At 72.8% G+C, this 23,628-nt stretch carries 17 protein-coding genes and 1 pseudogene; 5 read left to right on the top strand and 13 right to left on the bottom strand.

All coding sequences use genetic code 11. From position 1 onward, the window contains the following. Nucleotides 1–21: 21 nt before the first annotated feature. The 5 genes from HA039_RS26020 to HA039_RS26000 all read right to left on the bottom strand — a co-directional run bounded on the left by HA039_RS26020 (nucleotide 22) and on the right by HA039_RS26000 (nucleotide 7,812). A complete protein-coding gene (locus HA039_RS26020; RefSeq protein WP_167033788.1) occupies nucleotides 22–1,431 on the bottom strand; it encodes a lysine N(6)-hydroxylase/L-ornithine N(5)-oxygenase family protein in 1,410 nt (469 codons plus the stop codon). Continuing rightward, nucleotides 1,428–2,825, bottom strand: a complete 1,398-nt coding sequence (locus tag HA039_RS26015; RefSeq protein WP_167033787.1) for a pyridoxal phosphate-dependent decarboxylase family protein — start codon at nucleotides 2,823–2,825, stop codon at nucleotides 1,428–1,430. The genes HA039_RS26020 and HA039_RS26015 overlap by 4 nt, the downstream gene beginning before the upstream one ends. A 600-nt stretch (nucleotides 2,826–3,425) precedes the next feature. Continuing rightward, entirely contained in the window at nucleotides 3,426–5,927 is a 2,502-nt protein-coding gene (gene pepN / locus HA039_RS26010) for an aminopeptidase N (protein WP_167033786.1), read from the bottom strand. A 552-nt stretch (nucleotides 5,928–6,479) separates the two neighbouring features. Further along, nucleotides 6,480–6,896 (bottom strand): chorismate mutase, encoded by a 417-nt coding sequence (locus HA039_RS26005; protein WP_167033785.1) that lies wholly within the window; start codon nucleotides 6,894–6,896, stop codon nucleotides 6,480–6,482. A gap of 91 nt (nucleotides 6,897–6,987) precedes the next feature. After that, entirely contained in the window at nucleotides 6,988–7,812 is an 825-nt protein-coding gene (locus HA039_RS26000; RefSeq protein ID WP_167033784.1) for a S1 family peptidase, read from the bottom strand. 447 nt (nucleotides 7,813–8,259) lie between these two features. Here HA039_RS26000 and HA039_RS25995 point away from each other — a divergent pair, with 447 nt between their 5' ends. From HA039_RS25995 to HA039_RS25980, 4 genes are all read left to right on the top strand, one after another. Then, nucleotides 8,260–9,141 carry a hypothetical protein gene (locus tag HA039_RS25995; protein ID WP_208298840.1) on the top strand — a complete coding sequence of 294 codons (882 nt, stop codon included), beginning with the start codon at nucleotides 8,260–8,262 and terminating at the stop codon, nucleotides 9,139–9,141. Nucleotides 9,142–9,278: 137 nt separating this feature from the next. Continuing rightward, nucleotides 9,279–10,907, top strand: a complete 1,629-nt coding sequence (locus HA039_RS25990; protein WP_167033782.1) for an ankyrin repeat domain-containing protein — start codon at nucleotides 9,279–9,281, stop codon at nucleotides 10,905–10,907. A gap of 144 nt (nucleotides 10,908–11,051) precedes the next feature. Next, a complete protein-coding gene (locus tag HA039_RS25985; RefSeq protein ID WP_167033781.1) occupies nucleotides 11,052–11,642 on the top strand; it encodes an NADPH-dependent FMN reductase in 591 nt (196 codons plus the stop codon). After that, nucleotides 11,639–11,977: a winged helix-turn-helix transcriptional regulator gene (locus HA039_RS25980; protein ID WP_167033780.1), complete on the top strand. Its 339-nt coding sequence runs from the start codon at nucleotides 11,639–11,641 to the stop codon at nucleotides 11,975–11,977. Before HA039_RS25985 ends, HA039_RS25980 begins: the two co-directional genes overlap by 4 nt. A 54-nt stretch (nucleotides 11,978–12,031) precedes the next feature. Here the strand turns inward: HA039_RS25980 and HA039_RS25975 are convergent, their stop codons facing one another. The 6 genes and pseudogenes from HA039_RS25975 to HA039_RS25950 all read right to left on the bottom strand — a co-directional run. Continuing rightward, nucleotides 12,032–12,334 (bottom strand): barstar family protein, encoded by a 303-nt coding sequence (locus HA039_RS25975; RefSeq protein ID WP_167033779.1) that lies wholly within the window; start codon nucleotides 12,332–12,334, stop codon nucleotides 12,032–12,034. Between the two features lie 77 nt (nucleotides 12,335–12,411). After that, nucleotides 12,412–12,801, bottom strand: coding sequence for a guanyl-specific ribonuclease (locus tag HA039_RS25970; RefSeq protein WP_167033778.1), 390 nt, complete (start codon nucleotides 12,799–12,801; stop codon nucleotides 12,412–12,414). Nucleotides 12,802–13,054: 253 nt separating this feature from the next. After that, on the bottom strand, nucleotides 13,055–14,692 hold the full coding sequence (locus HA039_RS25965; RefSeq protein WP_167033777.1) for a DEAD/DEAH box helicase: 1,638 nt from the start codon (nucleotides 14,690–14,692) through the stop codon (nucleotides 13,055–13,057). Between the two features lie 105 nt (nucleotides 14,693–14,797). Continuing rightward, a complete protein-coding gene (locus HA039_RS25960) occupies nucleotides 14,798–15,001 on the bottom strand; it encodes a cold-shock protein (protein ID WP_015607926.1) in 204 nt (67 codons plus the stop codon). 249 nt (nucleotides 15,002–15,250) lie between these two features. Then, nucleotides 15,251–15,820, bottom strand: coding sequence for a HutD/Ves family protein (locus HA039_RS25955; RefSeq protein ID WP_167033776.1), 570 nt, complete (start codon nucleotides 15,818–15,820; stop codon nucleotides 15,251–15,253). 50 nt (nucleotides 15,821–15,870) lie between these two features. Beyond that, a pseudogene (locus tag HA039_RS25950) lies at nucleotides 15,871–16,260 on the bottom strand (VWA domain-containing protein); the annotation flags it as partial. Nucleotides 16,261–16,455: 195 nt separating this feature from the next. On the opposite strand from HA039_RS25950, the gene HA039_RS25945 reads away from it, so the two are divergent. After that, complete coding sequence (locus HA039_RS25945) at nucleotides 16,456–17,370, top strand: rhomboid family intramembrane serine protease (protein ID WP_167033774.1); 915 nt, start codon at nucleotides 16,456–16,458, stop codon at nucleotides 17,368–17,370. Between the two features lie 189 nt (nucleotides 17,371–17,559). Here the strand turns inward: HA039_RS25945 and HA039_RS25940 are convergent, their stop codons facing one another. Together HA039_RS25940 and gltB are read right to left on the bottom strand one after the other, a co-directional pair. After that, nucleotides 17,560–19,020 carry a glutamate synthase subunit beta gene (locus HA039_RS25940; RefSeq protein WP_167033773.1) on the bottom strand — a complete coding sequence of 487 codons (1,461 nt, stop codon included), beginning with the start codon at nucleotides 19,018–19,020 and terminating at the stop codon, nucleotides 17,560–17,562. Continuing rightward, on the bottom strand, nucleotides 19,013–23,572 hold the full coding sequence (gene gltB / locus HA039_RS25935; RefSeq protein WP_167033772.1) for a glutamate synthase large subunit: 4,560 nt from the start codon (nucleotides 23,570–23,572) through the stop codon (nucleotides 19,013–19,015). The genes HA039_RS25940 and gltB overlap by 8 nt, the downstream gene beginning before the upstream one ends. Nucleotides 23,573–23,628: the final 56 nt, after the last annotated feature.

Here is a 23,628-nt window from a genome sequence, read left to right as displayed (position 1 = left end):
GCGCGGCTCGGCAGGGCCTGTTCAGCGGACCTCGGTGAGCGGGACCAGACTCCTCGGTGCGGGCACCGAGCGGGTCCGGTCCCGCCCGTCGAGGCCGAAGCTGGTGAAGGCGGTGCGCCGGGGCAGCGGGTAGGGCTCGGTGCCGGTGAGGTGGTTGAGGATGGTGGCGCTGCGCCAGGCGGCGAGCCCGAGGTCGGGGGCTCCGACGCCGTGGGTGTGGCGTTCGGCGTTCTGTACGTAGACGGAGCCGGTGACGCTGCGGTCGAGGACGAGCCGGTGGTGGGCGTCGACGCGGGGGCGCTCGGAGCTGTCGCGGCGCAGGTACGGGTCGAGGCCGGCGAGGATCCGGTCGAAGGGGCGTTCGCGGTAGCCGGTGGCGAGGACGACGGCGTCGGTGGTGAGGCGGGTGCGGGTGCCCTGCTGGCGGTGTTCCAGGTGGAGTTCGACCTTGGTGGTGGCGACGCGGCCCGCCGTACGGACGGAGACCCCGGGGGTGAGGACGGCGTCGGGCCAGCCGCCGTGGAGGGTGCGCCGGTAGAGCTCGTCGTGGATGGCGGCGATGGTGGCGGCGTCGATGCCCTTGTGGAGCTGCCACTGGCGGGGGACGAGGTCGTCGCGTACCTGCTCGGGCAAGGCGTGGAAGTACTGGGTGTAGTCCGGGGTGAACTGTTCCAGGCCGAGCTTGGAGTACTCCATGGGGGCGAACGCCTCGGTGCGGGCGAGCCAGTGGAGTTTCTCGGCGCCCGCGGGGCGGGCGCGGAGCAGGTCGAGGAAGATCTCCGCGCCGGACTGGCCCGAGCCGATGACGGTGATGTGCTCGGCGGCGAGCAGGCGTGCGCGGTGGTCGAGGTAGTCGGCGGAGTGGACGACGGGGACGGCGGGGGCCTCGGCGAGGGGTTTGAGGGGTTCGGGGACGTAGGGCTCGGTGCCGATGCCGAGGACGACGTTGCGGGTGTACGCGCGGCCGAGGGCCTCGACCTCGCCGTCGGGGTCGAGCTGGGTGAAGTCGACCTCGAACAGCTTGCGTTCGGGGTTCCAGCGGACGGCGTCGACCTGGTGGCCGAAGTGGAGTCCGGGGAGTTGTTCGCTGACCCAGCGGCAGTACGCGTCGTACTCGGCGCGCTGGATGTGGAAGCGCTCGGCGACGTAGAAGGGGAAGAGCCGGTCGCGGGCGCGAAGGTAGCTGAGGAAGGACCAGGGGCTGGCGGGGTCGGCGAGGGTCACCAGGTCGGCCAGGAAGGGGACTTGGAGGGTGGTGTCGTCGATGAGGAGCCCGGGGTGCCAGTGGAAGGCGGGGCTCTGGTCGTAGAAGGTGGCGGCGAGGCCGCCGTGGACGCCGTCGGCGAGGGCGGCGAGGGAGAGGTTGAACGGGCCGATGCCGATGCCCACCAGGTCGTGGGGGTCGTCGAGGTCGTTGGGCCGGTCGGTCATCGGCGGGTGCTGCCTTCCACGAGTCGGAGCAGTGTGTCGAGGTCGCCGGGGGTGGCGTGGGGGTTGAGCAGGGTTGCCTTGAACCAGAGGCGGTCGTCGGCGCGGGCCCGGCCGAGGACGGCGGTGCCTTCGGTGAGGAGGGTGCGGCGGGCGGCGGCGACGGTGCGGTCGGGGGCGCCGGTGGGGCGGAACAACACGGTGGTGAGGGTGGGGCGTTCGTACAGCTCCAGTCCTGGCCGGTCCTCGACGAGGTCGGCGAGGAGCTGGGCGGCGTCGAGGACGCGGTCGACGAGCGCGGCGATGCCGGTGCGGCCGAGTGCCTTGAGGGTGACGGCGATCTTGAGGACGTCGGCGCGGCGGGTGGTGCGCAGGGAGCGGCCGAGGAGGTCGGGGAGGCCGGCCTCGGTGTCGTCGTCGGCGTTGAGGTAGTCGGCGGTGTGGGCGAGGGGGGCGAGGTCGCCGGTGCGGGGGACGGCGAGGACGCCGGCGGCGACGGGCTGCCAGCCGAGTTTGTGGAGGTCGAGGGTGACGCTGTGGGCGCGGTGGATCCCGTCGAGCAGGGGGCGGTGGGTGGGGCTGAGGAGGAGCGGGCCGCCGTAGGAGGCGTCGACGTGGAGGGCGGCGCCGTGGGTGTCGCAGAGGTCCGCGAGGGCGCTCAGGGGGTCGATGCGGCCCGTGTCGGTGGTGCCGGCGGTGGCGGTGACGAGGAGGGGGCCGCGCAGGGCGGTGAGGACCGCGTCGAGGGCGGCGGGGTCGAGGGTGCCGGTGGGGGTGGGGACGGTGACGGGCCGGGGCAGGCCGAGGAGCCAGGCGGCGCGGTGGACGGAGTGGTGGGTGTGGTCGCCGCAGACGACCTGGACGGTGGGGCCGTGCCGTTCCCGGGCGAGGAGGAGGGCGAGTTGGTTGGATTCGGTGCCGCCGGTGGTGAGGACCGCGTCGGGCGCGCCGGGGGCGGGGTAGACCTCGTCGGCGAGGGCGCGGGTGACGAGTGCTTCGAGCGCGGAGGCGGCGGGGGCCTGGTCCCAGGAGTCCATGGACTGGTTGAGGACGGACGCGGCGAGGTCGGCGGCGACGGCGAGCGCGAGCGGCGGGGTGTGCAGGTGGGCGGCGCAGTGGGGGTGCGCGGGGTCGGCGGCGCCGAGCGCGAGGGCGTGGACGAGGGTACGGAGGGCTTCGCCCGGTCCGGTGCCGGTGTCGGGGAGGACGGGTTCGGCGGCGGTACGGAGGTGCTCGGCGACGCGGTCGGGGCCGCCGGCGGGGAGGGGTCCGCCGCGCTCGGCGGCGCCGTCGTGGAGGGCGTCGAGAACGGTGCCGAGGAGGGGCCGCAACGCGTCGGAACCGTGCGCGCCACCCGCGAGCGGCGGGAGGGGCGTACCGGGGGGTGGCGTGCGCATAGGGGGGTCCTTCAGGTTCGGTGGTCGTACGTGCCCGTGGAGCACAACGAGCGGAACCGGTAAGGAGTATCGGCCGCGACGGCATCGCCTTGGCACGCCGGGGGCGCGCCGGGGCGGCGCGGGAGAAGGCCGTTCCGGGCCTGGGTACGCCGCCGCGCGCGGGGCGGCCGGTCCTGGGGGGGCCGGCCCGGCGCGGAGGGAGGAGGGCCTCCCGGGCCAGGGGTGCGCGCCCGGACGCGGGCAGCCCGCCCTGGCCGCACCCGGCGGGGCGTACGGCCGCGTCCCGGCGGAGAGGGCCGGTCCCGGCCGCACGGCAACGGGCGCGCGGCGGGCCGGTGCGGAGGAAGGGCGTCCCCGGCGGGGGTACGCCGCCGGGTGCGGGGCGGGCCGCCGCGTCCCGGCGAGGACGGCCTGTCCTCGCCGCACGCGACGGCGGGTGCTCGGCCGGCCGGTGCGGGGAAAGCGCGTCCCGGGGCGGGGCGCCAGCGGGCGCGGGGCGGGCCGCCCTGGCCCGTCCCGGCGGGGGCGGGCGGGGCCTGGCTGGTGGGGCGGCCGGGGGGCCGGGCGGCCTGAGGGGGCCGGCCGGACCCGGTGGTGGGGTTAGGCGCCTCGTACTCTCAGGGCCCTTTCCAGGTCGTCGAGTTGGTCGGCGAGTTTGCGGCGTAGGGCCGGGATCATCTCGGCGTTGTCCAGGCACTCCTGGCCGAGGCGCAGCGTGTCCTGGTCGACGGCGTGGACGGGGAATCCGTGGCGTCCCGCGACCTCGGCCATGGCGGGGCCGCGCCGGTCGGCGAGGGCGACGGCCTCGGTGTAGAAGCGGGGCACGTACTCCCGTACCAGATCGGCCTGTTCGGGCTGCCAGAAGCCCTGGGCGGTGGCGGCGAAGAGGTAGTTGGACAGGTCGTCGTTGGCGAAGAGCCGGGCCCAGGCGGCGGCCTTGGCCTCCGGGTCGGGCAGGGCGGCGCGGCAACGGGCAGCGCCTTCCTGGCCGGTGGCGCTGGGGTCGGCGGTCAGTTCGGCGGCGATGACGCGCTCGTCGGCGGCGCCGAGGATCGCGAGGCGGGTGAGGATGCGCCAGCGCAGTTCGGGGTCGAGTTCGGGTCCGCCGGGGACGCTGCCGCAGTCGAGCCAGTCCTGAAGGGCGTCGGGCTGGGTGGCGGCGTCGATGAAGTGGCGTACGGCGGTGAGGCGCAGCCCGGGGTTGCTGCCGTCCTCGGTGCGGCGGATGAGGTCGCGGCACAGGGCGGTGAGGGTGGTGAGGGCGGCGCGCCGGTCGGCGCCGGCGAGGTAGCGGTCGGTGATCTGGACCGCGGCGAAGGAGAGGACGCCCTGGACGAGGGCGAGGTCGCTCTCGTGGGGCAGGTGGGCGCGGGCGGCGTCCAGGTAGGCGGCGGGGGCGAGTTCGCCGTCGCGGACCATGTCGCGGGCCGCGTTCCAGATGACGGCGCGGGTGAGGGCGCCGGGGACGCCGGACAGGGCGCGCAGCGCGGTGTCCCAGGAGGCGGGGTCGAGGCGGACCTTGGCGTACGTGAGGTCGCCGTCGTTGAGGACGACGAGGGCGGGGCGGCGGCCGGGCCTGGTCTCGGGGGCCTCGGTGAGGGGCACGTCGAGTGCGAAGCGGTCGCGTGCGACGAGCTTGGCCGGGTCGACGACGTCGAGGTCGTACGTACCGACGGACACGCGGTGCGGCCTGCTGCCGTCGTGCGTGACGCCGAGGGTCCAGCCCTGGTCGGCGGTGGTGACGCGCGGGGTGAGGGTGTCGACGCCGCTGGTGCGCAGCCACCGCGCCGCCCAGGCGTGCACGTCGCGGTCGGTGGCCGAGGCGAGGTTGTCGATGAAGTCGGCGAGGGTGGCGTTGCCGAACTTGTGCCGGGCGAAGTGGACGTTGATGCCGGCGAGGAAGTCCTTCTCGCCCAGCCAGGCGACGAGTTGGCGCAGGGCGGAGGCGCCCTTGGCGTACGAGATCCCGTCGAAGTTGAGGAGCGCGGAGGCGGTGTCGGGGACGGCGTCCGGGTCGGGGGCGACGGGGTGGGTGGAGGGCCGCTGGTCGGCGTCGTACCCCCAGGCCTTGCGCGCGATGCCGAAGTCGACCCAGGTGTCGGTGAAGCGGGTGGCCTCGGTGAGGATCTGGTAGCCCATGTACTCGGCGAAGGACTCGTTGAGCCAGATGTCGTCCCACCAGGCGAGGGTGACGAGGTCGCCGAACCACATGTGCGCCATCTCGTGGGCGACGACCATGGCGCGGGTCTGGCGCTCGGTGTCGGTGACGGCGGAGCGGTAGATGAACTCGTCGCGGAAGGTGACGAGTCCGGGGTTCTCCATGGCGCCCGCGTTGAACTCCGGTACGAACGCCTGGTCGTAGGAGTCGAAGGGGTACGGCTCCTCGAACTTCTCGTGGTAGCGGTCGAAGCAGGCGCGCGTGATGGAGAGGATCTCGTCGGCGTCGGTGTCGAGGTGGGGGGCGAGCGAGCGGCGGCAGTGGATGCCGAAGGGCAGTCCGGCGTGTTCGGTGCGCACGGAGTACCAGGGGCCGGCGGCGACGGCGACGAGGTAGGTGGAGATGAGGGGGGTGGGCGCGATCGTCCAGTGTCCCGCGGGGCCTTCGGGGGTTCTGGTGGCGACGCCGTTGCCGAGGACCGTCCATTCCTCGGGGGCGGTGACGGTCACCTCGAAGACGGACTTCAGGTCCGGCTGGTCGAAGGCGGCGAAGACGCGCTGGACGTCGTCCATGAAGAGCTGGGTGTACGTGTACGTCTCGCCGTCGGCGGGGTCGGTGAAGCGGTGCATGCCCTCGCCGGTGCGGGAGTAGCGCATGTCGGCGTGTATGCGCAGTTCGTGCGGTCCCTCGGTGAGCCCGGTGAGGGCGAGCCGGTTCCCGTCGAGCGCGGCGGGGTCGAGGGGGGTGCCGTCGACGGTGACGGAGTGCAGCGCGGCGGGCTTGAGCTCGACGAAGGTGTCCCCGGCCGCCCGCGCGGTGAACTGGATGACGGTGCGGGAGTCGAAGGTGTCCTCGCCGGTGGTGAGATCGAGAGCGATCGTGTACCGGTGCACATCGAGGAACTGGGCTCGGGTCTGCGCTTCGTCGCGCGTCAGTACGGACATGGGGGACATGGTGCCGGATGGGCCTGTCCCCGCGCATCGGGGTACGTTCCGCTGTGGGCGATGCCGCCGGGGCCGGGGGTCGCGGGGCGCTGTTCTTGTCACCGCGCCGGGCACGTCCGCGCCCCTGCCGTCACTCCGGGTGGCCGGCCGGATCGGCCCGCGTCACCCTGCCGTCGCCCGGCAAGCCCTGCGCCGCGTCCCCACCGGTCACGCCGGTGCGCGCCACCTGGTCGGCGGCCGAACCGCCGTACGGCCGTCTTCCACAGCCGAACCGTCGTGCGTCACGCCCTCCGCGGCCGAACCGCCACGCCCCGCCCCGCTGGCGGCCAGACCGTCGCGCGTCACTCGCCCTGCGTCGCCCGGCCCGCGGCCGAACCGCCCTGCGTCACGCCCTCTGCGGCTGAACCGCCACGCCCCGCGCCGCCGACAGCTGAACTGTCGCGCGTCACTCGTCGTGCGCCGCGCCCGGCCCGTGGCCGAACCACCGTGTGTCACGTCCTCCGCGGCCGAACCGCCACGCGCCGCCACGCTGGGCGGCTGGACCGCCGCGCGTCACTCGTCGTGCGTCGCACCGTCCGCGGCCGAACCGCCCTGCGCCACATCCCCCGCGGCCGATCCGCCACGCGTACCCCCGTCGGCGGCCGAGCCGCCGTGTGTCACCTCGTCGGCGATCGTCTCGTGGTGGCGGATCACCTCGGCGATGATGAAGTTCAGGAGCTTCTCGGCGAAGGCCGGGTCCAGCCGGGCGCTCTCCGCGAGCTGCCGCAGCCGGGTGATCTGCCGGGCCTCGCGGGCCGGGTCGGCCGGGGGGAGCTGGTGCTCGGCCTTGAGGACGCCGACCTGCTGGGTGCACTTGAAGCGCTCGGCCAGCATGTGGACGACGGCCGCGTCGATGTTGTCGATGCTCTCGCGGAGGCGGTTCAGTTCGGCGCGTACGGAGTCGTCGACGCCGGTGTTGCTCGTGGTCATGGGTTCGGAGCTTAGACCGGCCGGGCCGCGCGCGCCGGGTCGTGATCAGGATGCGGGATCCCGGCGCGCGCGGGTGGTGCGGGAGGCGGGGTCAGAGACCGGCCGCCGCCGAGGCTATCGCGGAGGCGAAGGTCGAGACCTCCGTGTACACACCGTAGAAGTTCGGCCGCGCACAGCCGTTGCCCCAGCTCACGATGCCGACCTGGATGAAGGCGCCCGCGTTGTCCTTGCGGAACATGGGGCCGCCCGAGTCGCCCTGGCAGGTGTCGGTGCCGCCCTGGGCGTATCCGGCGCAGATCTCCTGGGAGGCGATGACGTCACCGTCGTACGAGGACGGCCCGTTGCACACCGAGTCGGAGACGAACGGGACGGTCGCCTTGAGGAGGTAGCGCTGCTGGGCGCCGCCCTCGGTCGCCCCGCCCCAGCCGGCGATGGTGAAGTTGCCGGTGTTGTACTGCGTGGTCGTGGCGATCTTCAGGGTCGGCAGGTTGATGGGGCTGGCGAGCTTGATCAGCGCCCAGTCCCGGCCCGCGCCGTTGTAGCCGGGGGCCTGGAGGACCTTGGTGGACCTGACCTTGATCGCGCTGCTGCTGTTCAGGTCGACGACACCGGCGGTGGCGGTGATGCTGGTGTTGTTGCCCGAGCCGTTCACGCAGTGCGCGGCGGTGAGGACGATGGTCGGGGAGTAGAGCGCGCCGCCACAGCCCATGGAGAGCCGGACCATGAAGGGGAACTCGCCCTGCGCGGCGCGGGTACCGCCGACGACGGGGGGAGCTACGGGGGCGACGGCGGCGGTCCTGGCCTCGGGGGCCGGCAGGGGCGACGCGGAGGCGGAGGGGGACTGGAGGCTGACCGCGGCGAGGATGACGGCACCGGCGGCGGCGCATCTCTTGAATGCGCGCACGAGCTGGTTCATGGATCTGCCCTTTCGTGGGGGGCACGGGAGAGGGGCCTGACATGGCCCCGACAAAACGTGCTCCGGATTATGGGGAGCGCGCCCACCCCGCCACAAGGACCCGGATCCGGCCACGGGCAAGGGGCGCCCGCCGGTCGCCGTCCGCTGACCGGACGCCGGGCCCCGGGCCACCGCCCCGGCCACGGCACGGCACGACCACGCCGCCACCTCCGCCACGGCGACGCAGCGCCACCTCCACCGCCCCGGCCACGGCGACGCACCGCCATCTCTGCCATCTCCGCCGCACCGACCACGGCGACGCACCGGCCCCTCCATCGCCCCGCCCACAGCGACGCACCGGCCCTACGCCGCCCCGCCCACAGCGGCGCACGACCGCGCCGCCGTAGAGTGGATCGCGGATGACCGTCCTTGCAGGGGGGTACGGACGTGGCACAGGGAACCGAGGTCATGCACGGCTATCCGCACCTGGAGACCGCGCGCGCCGCGATCACCGCGCTCTACCGGCGGCTCTCCCCCGAGGGCGTCCGCCGGTACGCGCCGAGCGTCGCCCCGGCCGACGTCGCCTTCTCCGACCACGACGACCTCCACCTGGGCACCCAGCGGGTGGCGCACGCGCTGGTCCAGCAACTCCGGCTGCCCGACGCGCGCGTCATCGTCAGCTTCCGCGACATGGAACACGCGGCGAGCGTCGAACTGACCGCGGGGCCCGAGTACTTCGTCGAGCTCAACAACCGCTTCCGCACCCACCGCAGGGACATCGGCGCCGCGCTCGCCCACGAGATCACCCACGTCCTGCTGCACCGGCTGGGGCTGACCTTCCCCGGCACCCGCGACAACGAGATCCTCACCGACACCGCCACCACCTACCTCGGCGCCGGCTGGCTGCTGCTCGACGCGTACCGCGAGGACCGCGACTCCAGCCAGAAGCTCGGCTACCTGACCCCCGAGGAGTTCGGTTACGTCCTCGCCAAGCGCGCGCTCGTCTTCGACGAGGACCCCCGGATCTGGTTCACCAGCCCGCAGGGCTACACGGCGTACGCGAAGGGCCGCGCGCAGGCCCTGCGCGACGAGCAGCAGCCGCCGCTGACGACGGCCGGCCGGCTGGGACGCCACCGGTACGCGAAGGAGCGGCGGTACGCGCTGGACCACCCCGGCCGCGCGGACGGCGCCCCCGACCCGGCCCTGCCGTACGCCTTCGAGCACCTCCCCGACGGGCTGCGCGTCGCGTTCCCCTGCCCGACCTGCCACCAGCGCATCCGGGTCCCGGTCCGGGGCCGGGTCAGGGCCCGCTGCGGGCTGTGCGGGACGGTCCTGGAGTGCGACACCTGAGGAGCAGGCGGCGGTACGGGGCGGCCTGACGGACCGTGCTCAGCGGAAAGGGCCCCGGCGGACCGGCCGACCGCCTCCGGACGCCCGCACAGGACTCGCGCGGACGCCCGCACAGGTCTCGCACGTAGGGTCGAAGCATGACGATCGAGCCAACAGCGGGTGTGCATGGCCTGTTCGAGGCGGTGCTGAGCGGCGCGGACGACACGGTCGTCCACCTCCTGCGGGCCGGCGTCCCCGCCGACGCGACCGACGACGACGGCCAGAGCGCCCTGTACCTCGCGGCCGTCAGCGACGAACCCGGCCTGGTACGGCTGCTCCTCGCCGCCGGCGCCGACCCCGAGCGCGGCAGCGGCCCCGACGGCGCGGACCTGCCCCTGTGCGGGGCCGCCAGCGGCGGCCACACCGAGGTCGTACGGGCGCTGCTCGCCGCGGGCGCGCGGCCCGACCGGCGGGAGGCCTTCGGCTTCACCGCCCTGGCCTGGGCCGTCGTCCAGGGCTTCCCCGACACGGCGGAAGCGCTGCTGGAGCACGGCGCGGACCCGGACCTCCCGGGCCCCGGCGACGAACCACCCTTGGTGCTCGCCGCCCGACGCGGCTCCCCCTCGACCACCCGGGTCCTGCTGCGGTACGGCGCGGGCACCCGCGGCGCGCCGACCACCGGCACGGACGCGGACACGGACCCGGACGCCCACAGCACGGCCCCCGACGCCCGATCCCCCGACCCCACCCCCGACACCGGCACGCTGGCCGCGGCGCTCGCCGAGGCGCGGCGCTGGATGGGGGTCGACGTGGAGCGGGAGGTGCGCGCGGGGCTGCTGCGCGCCTACGGCGACGGGTACGAGACCGTGGTGCGCCGGATCGAGGAGGACGGCTCCGAGACCGTCGTCGTGGAACTGCTCCGGGACGGGCTGCCGGTGGCCGGCCAGGAGCAGCAGACGGGGCACGCCGCGGTCGCCACGCTGCTGGAGGCCGAGTCGGGCGTCCGCACGCCGTACGAGGAACTGGCGGGCCGGGCGCTGCGCTGCGGGGACCGCGGCCGGGACGACTGGTCGGAGGCGGCGGCCGCGCTGTGGCGGCGCGGCGACGAGGAGACGTTCCTCGCGGCGGCCGCGTGGTGTGCGGGCGAGGATGCGCTGCGGCAGGCCTTCGCGGCGGACGTCCTGGCGGGCCTGGGCGGGGCCACGGACGGCGCGGCGCAGGACACGGCGGAGGGCGCGGGCCGGTTCACCGCGCGTGCGGTGGCGCTGCTGCGGGAGCTGTCGCGCGGGGCGACGGAGACGACGCTGATCGGCGCGGTGGTGACGGGGCTCGGGCGCCAGGGCGATCCGGGCGCGCTGCCCGAGATCCTGCGCCACTCGGGCCACCGGGACGCGGGGGTGCGGCGGCGGGTGGCGGCGGCGCTGGCCGGGCTCGTACCGGACGGTCAGGGGGACGGGGTGTGGGCGCTGATCCTGCTGAGCGGCGACGCGGACGCCTCCGTACGGAAAGCGGCCGTCCGGGGCCTGGCGGGTGTGGTGGACGACACACCCACCCTGCGGGAGGCGCTGGCGGCCCGGCTCGACGACCCGGAGGCGGACACGGCCGCGGCGGCGGCGCGTGGTCTGGCGGTACGTCAGGACCCGCGCGCGGTGGGGGCGTTGGCCCGGATCCTGGCGGACGGGGACGCGGGCGGCGGGGCGCGCCGGACGGCGGTGGAGGCGGTGCGCTACGTACCGGAAGGGCCGGAGCGGCGGCGCCTGGAACGGACGCTCCCCCGGCGCCACTGACGGGACGGCCGGTCCCTCCCGCGCACGATAGTCACTACGCTTTGATTATCGACTAAGGAATCCGTAGTCTCTTCCCGTACCGGTCACCCCCGTTTCGGGGTGCCGGGGGCCGTACCGGCCGACACCCCGCACAAGGAGACAGCAGTGGCACACCTGAAGATCATCGTGGCGAGCACGCGGCCCGGCCGGATCGGCCTGACCATCGGGCGGTGGGTCGATGCGGAGGCACGCGAGCACGGTGGTTTCGAGGAGGTCGAGCTGATAGACCTCGCCGAGGTGAACCTGCCGTTCATGAACGAGCCGAACCACCCGCGGCTGGGTCAGTACGTCCACCAGCACACCCGCGACTGGAGCGCCAGGATCGCGGAGGGGGACGCCTTCGTGTTCGTCATGCCGGAGTACAACTACGGCTACAACGCGGAGTTGAAGAACGCCATCGACTACCTGCACAACGAGTGGCACCACAAGCCGGTCGCCCTCGTCAGCTACGGCGGGGTCGCCGGGGGCACCCGGGCGGCCCAGATGATCAAGCAGGTCGTCACCACGCTCCGGATGACCCCGGTGTTCGAGGCGGTGCCCATCCCCTTCGCCCACCGGCTCGTCGACGAGGACGGGAGCCTGGCGGCCACCGACGCCATGACCGGCTCCGCGAAGGCGATGTTCGACGAGCTCAAGCGGGTCGGCGAGGCACTGCGCCCGCTGCGCGCGCCCCGGCCGGCGGCCGTGACGCCGTGACCGACATCCACCCGGTGTGCGTGCGCTTCCACACGGCGATCGAGCTGATCGGCACCCGGTGGACCGGCGCGGTCCTGCGCGCCCTGTTCACCGGGCAGCATCGGTACGCGCAGATCAAGGCGGCCATCCCGGGCGTCAGCGACACGATGCTGGCGCAGCGGCTGCGCGCGCTCCAGGAGGACCGGCTGATCGAGCGCCGGGTCCTGGACACGACACCGGTCCAGGTCGAGTACCACCTCACCGAGAGGGGCCTCGAACTGGAACCGGTGCTGGAGTCGGTCATCGCCTGGTCGCACAAGTGGATCCCGCTGCCGGATCCCGACCAGGCCTCGTAGCGGCCCGCGTCGTAGCGGACCGCCTCGCGTCGCGGCCCGCCTCGTACCGGCCCCTCAGAGGAGCCGCAGGCCGCCCGGCGCGCCCTCCTCGATGATCTCGGCGAGTTCGCCGAACACCGAGGGCCCGCCGCCGGCCCGCGCCCGGTCCAGGGCCGCGCGCGAGACGTCGTGGGCGCGCCACTCGAAGGCGAAGTCATCGTCGTCGGGCGTGCCGAACCCGCCGCGCAGGCAGTCGACGAGCGCGTCGAGATTGCGCCCGAAGTACCCGCCGGGTCCGTTCACCGCGGCGCCGATCACCCGCCAGAAGCTGTCGAGGTCGGTGACCTCCGCCCCGTCGATCACATAGGTCACGGTCATGGGACGGAGGCTACCTTTCCCCGGGCGGGCGGCCGTGGCCGCCCGGACCCGTCGTCCGTCGTGTTCTCAGGGGCTTGTCAGCAGCCGTAGTTGACGAGCGAGAACGAGGCGTAGTGGTTGGAGGTGTAGTAGTCCTCGTCGACCTTCTTGCCGGTGATGATGCGGCGGGCGCCGCGGTCGGGGGAGCCGGGGGTCACGACGGTGTACTCGTGGTAGTAGCTGGAGGCCTGGAGGGGGAGCAGACGCTCGCGGTTCTGGAAGACGGCACCGTCCTGGGAGTACGGGAACGGCCCGCCACGGGCGATGAGGCTGAGGGTCGTCCTGGCCTGTGAGGGCAGGCTGCCGTAGCAGATGCTGCCGACGGCGCTGGGGGCCGCGGAAGCGGTGACGGCGGCCGTGCCGGCCAGGAGCGTGGAGGCGAGGGCTACGACGGAGCCCAGGGCGGCGATACGTGGGGGAATTCGCATGCGCCCATGATGACGCGCGTAGATATGTACACGTCAAGACCGCGGCCCCCCAACATGCCTGATTTCCCGGTTCGTTCACCGTCCGGATCCCGTTCGTACCGCCTCAGGAGCCACGCGCGTCACGCACCGCCGACGGCCGCCCGATCCCGTCGCCGGGCGGCCGGACTGCGACCGGACCGCGCCCGGACGCGCGAACGCCCGGCGGCGCGTGGGCGCTGCCGGGCGTTCGGGTGGTGTGCCGTGGGGCCGTGGATCAGGCCGCGGTACGGCGGCCTCCGCCGCCCTCGCCGCCCGCTCCGCCGCCGCCCCGGCCGCGTCGGCCACGGCCGCCGTTGCCGGCTCCCGTACCGCCGCCGGTCCTGGCGCCTCCGCCGGTGCGGGCGCCGCTTCCGGCGCCCCCGCCCGCGGCCGAACGCGCGCCGCCCGTGGCCCCTGTACGGGTGCCCCCGGTGGTGGAGCGTCCGGCACCGCGTGACCCGGAACGGGCGGGGCGGGCGGTGCGCGGCTTCTGCTTCTGCTGGACCACGGGCTGGGGCACCTCTATGACCACGGCGATCCCGGAGGGCTCCCGGGCGCCGGTGAGGACCGCCAGCTCCTCGTCGGTGGACTTGATCCTGGCCGACTTGGGGTCGATGCCCGCGTCGGACATGAGACGGGTCATCTCCCGCCGCTGCTCGGGCAGGACCAGCGTCACGACGCTGCCGGACTCCCCCGCGCGGGCGGTGCGTCCGCCGCGGTGCAGGTAGTCCTTGTGGTCGACGGGCGGGTCGACGTTCACGACGAGGTCGAGGTCGTCCACGTGGATGCCGCGGGCCGCCACGTTGGTCGCCACGAGCGCGGTGACCTGGCCGGTCTTGAACTGGTCGAGGGTGCGGTTGCGCTGCGGCTGCGAACGGCCGCCGTGCAGCCCGGCCGCCCGTACGCCGCTGGCCAGCAGGCGCTTGACCAGCCGGTCCACGGAGCGCTTGGTGTCCAGGAAGAGCAGCACCCGGCCGTCGCGGGCCGCGATCCTGGTCGTGACGGCCTTCTTGTCCGTCTCGTCCAGGACGTACAGCACGTGGTGCTCCATCGTGGTGACCGCGCCCTGCGAGGGGTCGACGGAGTGCACGACGGGGTCGGTCAGGTACTGCCGTACGAGCCGGTCGATGTTCTTGTCCAGCGTCGCGGAGAACAGCATCCGCTGGCCGTCGGGCCGCACCTGCTTGAGCAGCGCGGTGACCTGCGGCATGAAGCCCATGTCGGCCATCTGGTCGGCCTCGTCGAGGACGGTGATGTCCACCTGGTCGAGGCGGCAGTCGCCGCGTTCGATGAGGTCCTTGAGCCGTCCGGGGGTCGCGACGAGCACCTCGGCGCCGCGCCGCAGCTGTCCCGACTGCTTGGTGATCGACATCCCGCCGACGACCGTGGCCATCTTGAGGTTCACCGCCGTGGCGTACGGGGTGAGCGCGTCGGTCACCTGCTGGGCCAGCTCGCGGGTGGGCACGAGGACCATCGCGAGGGGGGCCTTGGGCTCGGCGTGGCGGCCCGCGAGGCGGGCGAGGAGCGCGAGCCCGAAGGCCAGGGTCTTGCCGGAGCCGGTCCGTCCGCGGCCGAGGATGTCACGGCCCGCGAGGGAATTGGGCAGCGTCGCGCCCTGGATCGGGAAGGGTTCCGTCACGCCCTGGGCGGTGAGGGTCTTCAGCAGCCCGGCGGGCATGTCGAGCTCGTCGAACGCCTCGACGGCAGGCAGTGCGGGGGTAAGGGTCTCCGGCAGAGTGAATTCCTGGGGGCGGGCGGGGGCACGGCGGGCCGGGGCCTTCGCCGTACCGCGCGCGGAGCCCTGTCCGCGTGAATTCACCGGGCGTTTGCCGGCAGGTCTGGCAGCACGGTCCTGCCGCTCGGGGCGAGTCATTCAGTAAAGCCTTCCTGGGCCTGAGAACAGCGGCCTGAGAACAGCGCGAGCCGGGGCCCGCACCTGCACGGTGCGAGCCCCGGCTGCGAGGTACACGTCCGGGAACTAGGCCGGGACGATGTTCTCCGCCTGCGGGCCCTTCTGGCCCTGCGTGACGTCGAACGAGACCTTCTGGCCCTCCTGGAGCTCACGGAACCCCTGGGTGGCGATGTTCGAGTAGTGGGCGAAGACGTCGGCGCCGCCGCCGTCCTGCTCGATGAAGCCGAAGCCCTTTTCGCTGTTGAACCACTTCACGGTGCCAGTAGCCATGTCATTCTCCTAAAACAGGTGCAGAGCCGGAAATCCGCACTTCACGAATTCCTCGTCGCCGCATTGAGCCCCATCCGGAGAAGCCGGCAAAAACAATAATGCGCCTGAGCGAGTTTCCGTCAGGCGCACATAAAGTTCATGGGTACCAAAACTGCAACGCTTGTAAGCCTAGCACGGTCGCCCGGCGTGCGGTGAGAACAACACGCGGGAAACGGGACGACCGGTCCGGGGGGCGTGCCGGAGCCCCCCTCAGAGCGCCCGCAGCACCACCACGGCGGCCCGCCCCTCGGTCCTGAGCCGCGCCGGCTCCTCGCCGGGGCCGAGCAGCACGGCGTCGTACGGGCCGAGGTCCAGGTCGCCGAGCGCCGCCGCGCCCTCCAGGGCCACGACGAGGACGGTCTCGCCGGCGGCCGGGGCGGTGATCCGTACGGGATCGGTGAGACGCCCCCGTACGACCTCCACCCGCGCCGCCGCCCGGTCCCTGCGGCACATGACGTTGAGGTTGACGACCGGTCCCCCGAGCAGCGCGCAGTCCGTCGGCGTGTCACCGGGGAACGCCAGCGGGACGAACCGCTCCCCGACCCGCCACCGCCGCCCGCCGACGGTGAGGTCCATGCCGTCCCCCTCGGCCAGCGTCAGGATCCGGTCGACACCGGGGAACACCGAGAACGGCCCGTCCCCGGCCACCTCCGCCAGACTGACCCGCCAGTCGAACCCCCCACCCCCCTCGAACCCGGCCAGAACCTCCCGCGTGATCCCCCCACCGTTCTTCCACGGCACCCCGACCCGCCGCCCGGCAGGCAACAGACGCGGCGTCATGCCACGATCCCCAGCTCCCGGGCCCGGCGCAGCCACCGCGGGAACTCGCCGAGCAGCCGGTCGATCACCGTGTCCATGGCCAGGTGGTAGTTGGTGCGGCCCATGTGCCCGAGCGCGCCGACGATCTCGGCCACCCGGCCCGCGTGGTTCGCGAGTGAGATGTCGGCCTCGGCGTCGATGTCCGTGGAGAAGACGGTGATCGGGACGGTGCCGTCGTCGTCCAGGTGGGCGGAGAGGCCCAGGACCCGTTCGGCCAGGGCCTGGACGGTGCCGTCCTTGTAGTGGTCGCGCATGGAACCGGAGTGGTCGAGGACGAGGTGGACAGCGGCGCGCTGTCCGCCGAGGCCGTGTTTCTCCAGGGAGACCGCGGCGCTCTTGTACAGGTTCACCAGCGCGGGCGCGGTCTCCTCCACCTTGCGGAGACTGATCGCGGAACCCATGGAACTCCCCCTGCCTCGGCGGCTGTCGTGCGTGGGGTGAGGGTACGCCTCCTGGTCTCCGGGGGGAGGGGGTCTGCCGGTGGGAACGGGTGGGGTGGGTGGGCGGTGGGAGGGGTGTCGGTGGGGTTCGCTACCTTGATCGCCGCCGCCCCACCGGCCGACGTCCCCCGCTCACCCCGCACGAAGGAGCCGGCCATGGAGGCCGCGGTCACCACTTGCTATCGCCATCCCAAGTACGAGTGCCACGTCCGCTGTACGCGGTGCGACCGGTACATCTGTCCCGACTGCATGCGGGAGGCGGCCGTCGGCCATCACTGCGTGGAGTGCGTACGGGAGGGGCAGCGCTCGGTCAGGCGGCCGCGGACGGTCTTCGGCGGGCAGGTGTCCGGGTACGCCGCCCCGGTGGTGACGATCGCGCTGATCGCGATCAACGTCCTTTGCTACCTGGGCGAGTTGGCGCGGCCCGACCTCGTCGACCGGTTCGGCATGCTGGGCGCGGCGAGCGTGGCGCCGGACGGGACGTGGTACCTGTGGGGCCCCGAATTCCCCGAGCTGAGGACGGTGGGGGTGGTCGGCGGCGAGTGGTACCGGCTGGTCACCGGCGCCTTCCTGCACAAGTCCCCGGCCGACGGCTCGTTCTGGATCATGCACATCGTCGTCAACATGTTCTCGCTGTGGACGCTGGGCCGCTTCGCGGAGGAACAGCTGGGCCGGGTCCGGTACCTGACGGTGTATCTGCTGTCGGCGGTGGGCAGTTCCGTGCTGGTCTACCTGATCGCGCCGCAGGACACGACGGTGGGCGCCTCGGGCGCGCTGTTCGGCCTCGCGGCGGCGTTCTACGTCACCCACCGCAGGCTGGGCCACGACATGGCGCCCGTGAACCGCTTCATGGCGGGATTCCTGATCTGGATGGTGATATCCGCCGGATTCACGTCCTGGGAGGGCCACTTGGGCGGCCTGCTCACGGGCGGCGCGGTGACGCTGGCGCTCGCGTACAGCCCGGCCAGGAACCGGACCGCGCTCCAGGTGGTGGCGGGCGCGGGCACGCTCGCGGTGCTGCTCGTCCTGGTGGTGCTGAAGACCTCCGCGCTGAAGAACGGCGGAGTGTAGGGCGCGCCCCGGGGCCGCGCCACCACATGTCACGGCGCCTGCCGGCGGTCCGGTCGGGGACTGGAGGCAGGCGCCGCGCCTTGCGGAGGGCCCGGAGATCACTCTCCGGGCCGACACCGCCCGTACGCCGTTGTACGGGACGTCTGTTGGGGTGGGACGGGTGCGGCGGTGGGACGGGTGCGGCGGCGGTCAGACCGTCAGGGAGCGGTCCGTGGGACGGATCGGGGCCGGGAGGTCGCTGGCACCCGTCAGGTGCCGGTCCACTCCCCGCGCCGCCGAACGGCCCTCGGCGATCGCCCAGACGATCAACGACTGACCGCGCCCCGCGTCACCGGCGACGTACACGCCGGGGACGTTGGTCGCGAAGTCCTCGTCACGCGCGATGTTGCCGCGCTCGTCCAGCTCCAGGCCGAACTGCTCGACCAGGCCGTTGGACCGGTCCGTACCGGTGAAGCCCATGGCCAGCGTGACCAGTTGCGCCGGGATGGAGCGCTCGGTGCCGGGCTTCTGCTCCAGCTTGCCGTTGACGAACTCCACCTCGGTGAGGTGCAGCGACTGTACGTTGCCGTCCTCGTCGCCCTCGAAGTGCGTGGTCGAGACGGAGTAGACGCGCTCGCCGCCCTCCTCGTGCGCGGAGGTCACCTTGTAGAGCATCGGGAACGTCGGCCACGGCTGGTGCGCCGCGCGGTCGTCGCCGGGCCTCGGCATGATCTCCAGCTGGGTGACGGAGGCCGCGCCCTGGCGGTGGGCCGTACCGACGCAGTCCGCGCCGGTGTCGCCGCCGCCGATGACCACGACGTGCTTGCCCTCGGCGCTGATGGGCGTGACCGTGAGGTCGCCCTCCTGCACCTTGTTGGCCAGCGGCAGGTACTCCATCGCGAAGTGGATGCCCTTGAGGTCGCGGCCCGCGACGGGCAGGTCGCGCGAGATGGTCGCGCCGGCGGCGATGACGACGGAGTCGTACCGCTTGCGCAGCTTCACCGCGTCGATGTCGCGGCCGACCTCGACACCGGTACGGAACTTCGTCCCCTCCGCGCGCATCTGCTCGATGCGGCGGTTGATGTGCGACTTCTCCATCTTGAACTCGGGGATGCCGTACCGCAGCAGCCCGCCGATGCGGTCGGCCCGCTCGTACACGACGACCGTGTGCCCGGCCCGCGTCAGCTGCTGGGCGGCGGCGAGCCCCGCCGGGCCCGAGCCGATGACGGCGACGGTCTTGCCGGAGAGCCGCTCGGGCGGCTGCGGGGTGACGTCACCGCTGTCCCAGGCCTTGTCGATGATGGAGACTTCGACGTTCTTGATCGTGACGGCCGGCTGGTTGATGGCCAGCACGCACGCGGACTCGCAGGGCGCCGGGCACAGCCGCCCGGTGAACTCCGGGAAGTTGTTGGTGGCGTGCAGCCGCTCGCTGGCCGCCGTCCAGTCCTCGCGGTACGCGAAGTCGTTCCACTCGGGGATCAGGTTTCCCAGCGGACACCCCTGGTGGCAGAACGGGATGCCGCAGTCCATGCAGCGGCCGGCCTGCTTGCTGATGATGGGGAGCAGCGAGCCCGGGACGTAGACCTCGTTCCAGTCCTTGACGCGCTCGTCGACGGGCCGGGTCCTGGCGACCTCGCGCCCTGTGGTGAGAAAGCCCTTAGGGTCAGCCATTGGTCGCCGCCTCCATCATCTTCTCGGTGGTCTCGGTCTCCGAGAGACCGGCCAGCTCGGCGGCGTCCTTGGCGGCGAGCACTGCCTTGTACGTGGTCGGGATGATCTTGCTGAAGCGGGCCGCCGAGGCGTCCCAGTCGGCCAGCAGCTTGTCGGCGACGGTGGAGCCCGTCTCCTCCTGGTGGCGGCGCACGACGTCGTGCAGCCACTGCTTGTCGGTGTCGGCGAGCGGCTCGACGGCTTCCAGGTTCCCGGCGTTGACGTTGTCCGGGTCGAGGTCGATGACGTACGCGACCCCGCCGGACATGCCGGCCGCGAAGTTGCGTCCCGTCTCGCCGAGGACGACGGCGTGGCCGCCGGTCATGTACTCGCAGCCGTGGTCGCCCACGCCCTCGGAGACGACCGTGGCACCGGAGTTGCGGACGCAGAAGCGCTCGCCGGTACGGCCCCGGAGGTACAGCTCGCCGCCGGTGGCGCCGTAGGCGATGGTGTTGCCCGCGATGGTGGAGTACTCCGCGAGGTGGTCGGCGCCCCGGTCGGGCCGTACGACGACCCGGCCGCCGGAGAGGCCCTTGCCGACGTAGTCGTTCGCGTCGCCCTCCAGGCGCAGGGTGACCCCGCTGGGCAGGAACGCGCCGAAGGACTGCCCGGCGGACCCGGTGAAGGTGATGTCGATCGTGTCGTCGGGCAGGCCGGCGCCGCCGAACTTCTTGGTCACCTCGTGGCCGAGCATCGTCCCGACGGTGCGGTTGATGTTGCGGATGGCGACCTGGGCGCGGACGGGCTGCGCGGCCTCGGCGCTCTCGGCGCCCAGCGCGTCGGCGGCGAGCCGGATCAGCTCGTTGTCGAGGGCCTTGGCGAGGCCGTGGTCCTGGACGGCGACCTGGTGGCGTACGGCACCCTCGGGCAGCGCCGGTACGTGGAACAGCGGCGCCAGGTCGAGGCCCTGCGCCTTCCAGTGGTCGACGGCCCGGTCGGTGTCGAGGAACTCGGCGTGCCCGACGGCCTCTTCGAGGGTACGGAAGCCCAGCTCGGCGAGGAGCTCGCGGACCTCCTCGGCGATGAACTCGAAGAAGTTGACGATGTACTCGGCCTTGCCCGAGAACCGCTCGCGCAGGACGGGGTTCTGGGTGGCGATGCCGACGGGGCAGGTGTCGAGGTGGCAGACGCGCATCATGACGCAGCCGGAGACGACGAGCGGCGCGGTGGCGAAGCCGAACTCCTCGGCGCCGAGGAGGGCGGCGATGACGACGTCCCGGCCGGTCTTGAGCTGGCCGTCGGTCTGGACGACGATGCGGTCGCGCAGGCCGTTGAGCAGCAGCGTCTGCTGGGTCTCGGCGAGGCCCAGCTCCCAGGGGCCGCCCGCGTGCTTGAGCGAGGTGAGCGGCGAGGCGCCCGTACCGCCGTCGTGTCCGGAGATCAGGACGACGTCGGCGTGTGCCTTGGAGACGCCCGCGGCGACCGTGCCGACGCCGACCTCGGAGACCAGCTTCACGTGGATGCGGGCCTGCGGGTTGGCGTTCTTGAGGTCGTGGATGAGCTGCGCGAGGTCTTCGATGGAGTAGATGTCGTGGTGCGGCGGCGGGGAGATCAGGCCGACGCCCGGGGTGGAGTGCCGGGTCCTGGCGACCCACGGGTAGACCTTGTGGCCGGGCAGCTGGCCGCCCTCACCGGGCTTGGCGCCCTGCGCCATCTTGATCTGGATGTCGTCGGCGTTGACCAGGTACTCGCTGGTGACGCCGAAGCGCCCGGAGGCGACCTGCTTGATGGACGAGCGGCGCGCCGGGTCGTACAGCCGCTCCGCGTCCTCGCCGCCCTCGCCGGTGTTGGACTTGCCGCCGAGCTGGTTCATGGCGATGGCCATGGTCTCGTGGGCCTCTTGCGAGATGGAGCCGTACGACATGGCGCCGGTGGAGAAGCGCCGGACGATCGCGGAGGTGGGCTCGACCTCGTCCAGGGGGACCGGGGTACGGCCGGAGGCGAGGGTGAACAGGCCGCGCAGCGTCATCAGGCGCTCGGACTGCTCGTTCACGCGGTCCGTGTACTTCTTGAAGATGTCGTAGCGGCGGGAGCGCGTGGCGTGCTGGAGGCGGAAGACCGTCTCGGGGTCGAACAGGTGCGGCTCGCCCTCGCGGCGCCACTGGTACTCGCCGCCGATCTCCAGCTTGCGGTGGCTGGCGGAGATCCCGGAGGCGGGGTAGCCCTTGGCGTGCCGGGCGGCGACCTCCTCGGCGACGATGTCGAGCCCGGCGCCGCCGATCTTGGTGGCGGTGCCGTTGAAGTACTTCTCCACGAAGGCCTGGTCGAGGCCGACGGCCTCGAAGACCTGGGCGCCGCGGTAGGAGGCGACGGTGGAGATGCCCATCTTGGACATGACCTTGAGGACGCCCTTGCCGAGCGCGTAGATCAGGTTGCGGATCGCCTGCTCGGGCTCCAGGCCCTCGATGAAGGTGCCCGCGCGGACCAGGTCCTCGACGGACTCCATCGCGAGGTACGGGTTGACGGCGGCGGCGCCGTACCCGATGAGGAGCGCGACGTGGTGGACCTCGCGTACGTCGCCGGCCTCGACCAGCAGGCCGACCTGCGTGCGCTGCTTGGTGCGGATGAGGTGGTGGTGCACGGCGGCGGTGAGCAGCAGCGAGGGGATGGGTGCCTGTTCGGCGTCGGAGTGCCGGTCGGAGAGCACGATGATGCGGGCGCCGCTCTCGATGGCGGCGTCCGTCTCGGCGCAGATCTCCTCGATGCGGGCGGCGAGGGCCTCCCCGGCGCCGCTGACGCGGTAGAGGCCGGAGAGGGTCGCGGCCTTCATGCCGGGCATGTCGCCGTCGGCGTTTATGTGCACGAGCTTGGCCAGCTCGTCGTTGTCGATCACCGGGAAGGGGAGCGTGACGCTGCGACAGGACGCCGCGGTCGGCTCCAGCAGGTTGCCCTGCGGGCCGAGGGAGGAGCGCAGCGAGGTGACGAGCTCCTCGCGGATGGCGTCCAGCGGCGGGTTGGTGACCTGCGCGAAGAGCTGGGTGAAGTAGTCGAAGAGCAGCCGGGGCCGGGCGGAGAGCGCGGCGATCGGCGAGTCCGTACCCATGGAGCCGATCGGCTCGGCGCCGCTGCGGGCCATGGGCGCGAGGAGGACGCGCAGCTCCTCCTCGGTGTAGCCGAAGGTCTGCTGGCGGCGGGTGACCGAGGCGTGGGTGTGCACGATGTGCTCGCGCTCGGGGAGGTCGGAGAGCTCGATCTCGCCGGTCTCCAGCCATTCCTTGTACGGGTGCTCGGCGGCGAGGCCCGCCTTGATCTCGTCGTCCTCGATGATGCGGTGCTCGGCGGTGTCGACGAGGAACATCTTGCCGGGCTGGAGGCGGCCCTTGCGGACGACCTTCGCGGGGTCGATGTCGAGGACTCCGACCTCGGAGGAGAGCACGACGAGGCCTTCGTCGGTCACCCAGTAGCGGCCGGGGCGCAGTCCGTTGCGGTCGAGGACCGCGCCGACCTGGGTGCCGTCGGTGAAGGTGACGCAGGCGGGGCCGTCCCAGGGCTCCATCATCGTGGCGTGGTACTGGTAGAACGCGCGGCGCTCGGGGTCCATGGAGTCGTGGTTCTCCCACGCCTCGGGGACCATCATCAGCACGGAGTGCGGAAGCGATCTGCCGCCGAGGTGGATGAGTTCCAGGACCTCGTCGAAGGACGCGGAGTCGGAGGCGTCCGGCGTGCAGAGCGGGAAGATGCGCTCCAGCTTGTCGGCGCCGAAGAGGTCGGAGCCGAGCTGCGACTCGCGGGCCTTCATCCAGTTGCGGTTGCCCTTGACCGTGTTGATCTCGCCGTTGTGCGCGACGAAGCGGTACGGGTGGGCGAGCGGCCAGCTCGGGAAGGTGTTGGTGGAGAAGCGGGAGTGGACCAGGGCGATCGCGGTGGCGAACCGGCGGTCGGACAGGTCGGGGAAGAACGGCTCCAGCTGGCCGGTGGTGAGCATGCCCTTGTAGACGATCGTGCGGGCGGAGAGCGAGGGGAAGTACACCCCGCCCACCCGCTCGGCGCGCTTGCGCAGCAGGAACGCCTTGCGGTCGAGGGCGATGCCCGTGCTCGTACCGTCGGCGACGAAGAGCTGGCGGAAGGCCGGCATCGTGGCGCGGGCGGTGGCACCGAGCAGTCCGGGGGCGACGGGGACGTCACGCCATCCCAGGACGTTCAGGCCCTCCTCGGCGGCGAGCGTCTCGAGGCGTGAGACGGCGTCGGTCGCGTCGTCGGCGGGGAGGAAGGCGATGCCGACGGCGTACGCGCCGGGCTCGGGCAGCTCGAAGTCCGTCACCTCGCGCAGGAAGGCGTCGGGGACCTGGAGCAGGATGCCGGCGCCGTCACCGGAATCGGGCTCGGATCCGGTGGCACCACGGTGTTCGAGGTTGCGCAGTACGGTCAGCGCCTGCTCCACCAGTGCGTGGCTGGCTACACCGGTAAGGGTGGCCACGAACCCGACACCGCAGGCGTCGTGTTCGTTACGGGGGTCGTACATCCCTTGCGGGGCGGGGCGACCGTCCATGGGCGACCAGGCGTCGGAACGCATCGGCACTCCCGTCGTCGTCGTGGCATATGCAATAGACCGAGGGACGACGCTGGCCC

Source organism: Streptomyces liangshanensis, from assembly GCF_011694815.1.
Taxonomy (GTDB): domain Bacteria; phylum Actinomycetota; class Actinomycetes; order Streptomycetales; family Streptomycetaceae; genus Streptomyces; species Streptomyces liangshanensis.
This window is presented reverse-complemented; position numbering and strand designations above follow the sequence as displayed.